3 protein-coding genes are annotated in these 3,146 nt (G+C 44.0%); 2 read left to right on the top strand and 1 reads right to left on the bottom strand.

The features are described from left to right. Together B4J23_RS06150 and B4J23_RS06145 are read left to right on the top strand one after the other, a co-directional pair. The coding region (locus B4J23_RS06150) for a sulfite reductase flavoprotein subunit alpha (RefSeq protein WP_291359325.1) at positions 1 to 1,686 on the top strand (1,686 nt) is incomplete at its 5' end. A gap of 97 nt (positions 1,687 to 1,783) precedes the next feature. Then, positions 1,784 to 2,578, top strand: coding sequence for a YdcF family protein (locus B4J23_RS06145; RefSeq protein ID WP_313484305.1), 795 nt, complete (start codon positions 1,784 to 1,786; stop codon positions 2,576 to 2,578). 17 nt (positions 2,579 to 2,595) lie between these two features. On the opposite strand, the gene B4J23_RS06140 is transcribed toward B4J23_RS06145, so the two are convergent. Continuing rightward, positions 2,596 to 3,057 (bottom strand): DUF2750 domain-containing protein, encoded by a 462-nt coding sequence (locus tag B4J23_RS06140; RefSeq protein ID WP_004784968.1) that lies wholly within the window; start codon positions 3,055 to 3,057, stop codon positions 2,596 to 2,598. Positions 3,058 to 3,146: the final 89 nt, after the last annotated feature.

Below are 3,146 nucleotides of genomic sequence, written 5' to 3'. Positions count from 1 at the left end.
AGTTTTGTTGACCCTGTGGCACAGCATGAACGTGCCCGCAACAATGCGACTTATAATTATCGCAGTGCTGAATTTACCGAAGTCCAGCTCTATGAAGATAAGAAGCTCAATGAAAAAATCATGAGCAGCATGTTACCGGTGCACCGTGGCAGCTTCTTTGGTCCTGTGTACCAGTTCCTGGTCATGATTGCTGCATTATTAATGCCATTGTTCTTCGTGACTGGCTGGATGCTCTATCTGAAACGTCGCAAGCAGAAAAAACTTACTCTGGCTGCACGCCAAGGCGCAACTGCCCTGCCTTTGGATCCAAATACCAAGCCTTGGCTGATTACGTATGCCTCACAAACAGGTGTCTCTGAACAACTGGCATGGCGCACGGCCACTGCCTTACAGGAAGCACGTCAACCTGTCAGCGTTAAAGCAGTACAACAGTTAAGCCTTGCAGATCTGCAACAGGCAGAACAGGTTTTATTTGTAGCCAGTACTTATGGCACAGGTGAAGCGCCTGACCTGGCTTCATCTTTCGAAAAGAAAATTCTGTCTGCCAAAGCAGATCTCAGCCATCTCAATTATGCAGTTTTGGCTCTAGGCTCTCAGGAATACCCGGATACCTATTGCAGCTTCGGTCATCGTATTGACCAGTGGTTACAGCAGAATGGTGCCAAGCAGCTCTTCAAGACTATCGAAGTGGATAATGCAAATAATGAGCATATCCAGCAATGGACCAATGCCCTTGCCCATGTGACTCAATTTGAATTGCAGGATATGGGTATCGATAAAACCTTTGATCAATGGACTTTGAGCAAACGTGAATTGCTGAATCCAGACAGTCTGGGTGCACCTGCGTTTAACATTGAACTGGTTCCACAGCATGAAGCCGTGTGGCAGGCAGGCGATATTGCCGAAATCCAACCAGGAAACAGCCCTGAACGTATCCGTGCATTTATGGAGAAATACCGTATTGCCGCGAGTACACAGGTGCCTTCTCTGAAGCAAAGTATCGAACAGGCACTATGGGATCGTGATCTGACTCAAGTTGATCCTTTTGATTCAGTAGATGAGCTATTACAGCAATTGCCGGCTCTGGCTACACGTGAATATTCGATTGCCAGTATTCCAAGTCAGCAAGTGCTACGTCTGGTCGTGCGTCAGCAATCTGATGCACAAGGCCAGTTAGGTCTGGGCTCAGGCTGGTTAACACAGCATACTGCCCTAAATTCACCGATTGCCCTGCGTATTCGCAAGAATGAATCTTTCCATCTGATTGCAGATAACCGTCCGATTATCTGTATTGGTAATGGTACGGGGATCGCAGGTTTGATGAGCTTGCTGAGTGCGCGTAACCGTCAGGACTATACTCAGAACTGGCTCATCTTTGGTGAACGTCAGCGTGCCCATGATTTCTTCTTTGAAGAAACCATTCAGGCCTGGCTGCAAATGGGTACATTAAAACGACTGGACCTTGCTTTCTCTCGTGACCAGCAGGAAAAAGTTTATGTGCATCATAAATTGCGTGAGCAAGCTGAAGAATTGAAACTCTGGGTCGCTCAAGGCGCCGTAATTTATGTATGTGGTAGCATTAATGGCATGGCCAGCGATGTCGATCAGGCTCTGATTGAAATTCTCGGTGAAAGCACAGTAGATCAATTACGTCTGGATGGTCGTTATCGTCGTGATGTATATTAAGATCAGCTGATCTATAAAAGACCGGGCTTCATGCCCGGTTTTTTATTAATAAGATAGAAGAAAAGATAAAAAGATTAATAAAAATATGAGTATCCAAATATCCAGCCAACTTAAACGAAGTCTCAGCCTGATCTTTGGTTTGATCCTTGGCATAAACAGCTTCTGGTTAATAAGTCAGGGACAAAGACATTTCGGTGTTCTTTTGCCAATTTTCATTAGCATAGCATTGGTTCTGTATGTTTTACTCTTTTCAAACATTCAACGCTGGAAACAGCACTCCAGATTTAGAATCTGGTTCTGGAACAGCCTCTGGGCCGGATTTTTGCTCTGGATGATCAGTGTCGTGGTTTTCTTCGCTTATATCCAGATGTCCATTCATTCAAATATTTCTACACAGCCTCCTGCCGCTATTCTGGTTTTAGGTAGCGGGATTTCAAATGGACAGCCGTCACCCATCTTAAAAAGCCGTCTGGATACTGTAGCAAAATATGCAGCACACTACCCAGATGCTTTAATAATTATGACAGGTGGACGTAATTATCGGGAAAGGCAAAGTGAAGCTGAAGTCATGCAGCACTATATCAACACCACCTATCCAGAACTCATCAACCCCATTCAACTTGAAGATCGAAGCAGAAGTACTGCTCAAAACCTGATGTATTCTCAAGTAATCTTGGAACAACAAAATATAAGTCAAAATGATCCTGTTGCGATTGCAACCAGTGATTTTCATAGTCCTCGTGCTCGTGCCATTGCCAGACACCAAGGTTATCAGCAAGTGATTAGTTTGAGTGCCAGTACTCCCCTTTATCTGCGCTATAACTCCTGGTTAAGAGAATATTTTGCCTTTTTGAGTGGCTGGCTGCTCAATGAATATTCACTATTTAAATAAGTGACTTAAACACTAAATTAATTTAAACGGATATGCCTTGGCGAAGGGATCGCTGGATTTTTGAATAGTTCAGGTTTCTGTACATAGACCTGATACAGGTAGTTTTTAAGATCCAGCAAAAGTTTTTCAGGCGCAACCAGAATATTCTGCCCTTCCGGTGTCAGATCCAATGACACAATAGTGCTTTCCTGACGTAAGAAAGGAATGACCTTTTCAACAAAATCTTTGAGGGTAATTTCCTGAATCTGGTAATTGGCCCAGTTATCTTTAATGAGTAGTCTGGCCAGACCTTTGCTTTGCCAGGTCGCGAAAGCACGCTGTCCTGTCGGCGTGGCACATAAAGCCCAGCCCTCTTGGTAAAGTGCAAAAATGCCACCTTGGGCAACAATAGCTTCAATAAAATTTTTATAAACTTGTAGCGGATCGTAGGCGGTATTTTGCGATTTGATCGCTGCCTTGCGCTGATATGGATTTCTCATAGTCTGAAATCTTCAAATTATTATAGACTTCGAATTCTATGAAATATTCAGGATTTAGGCAAGAAAGATATGGTGGGCGCTGACGGGAT

The sequence above is a fragment of the Acinetobacter sp. UBA3025 genome (assembly GCF_002367915.1).
In the GTDB taxonomy this organism is placed as follows: domain Bacteria; phylum Pseudomonadota; class Gammaproteobacteria; order Pseudomonadales; family Moraxellaceae; genus Acinetobacter.
Note: the sequence above shows the minus strand (reverse complement) of the source record. Positions and strands in the feature narration are given on the sequence as shown.

Excerpts from the sequence above, each read along its gene's own strand:
- B4J23_RS06140 (WP_004784968.1), bottom strand. The coding sequence starts at position 3,057 with ATGAGAAATCCATATCAGCGCAAGGCAGCGATCAAATCGCAAAATACC.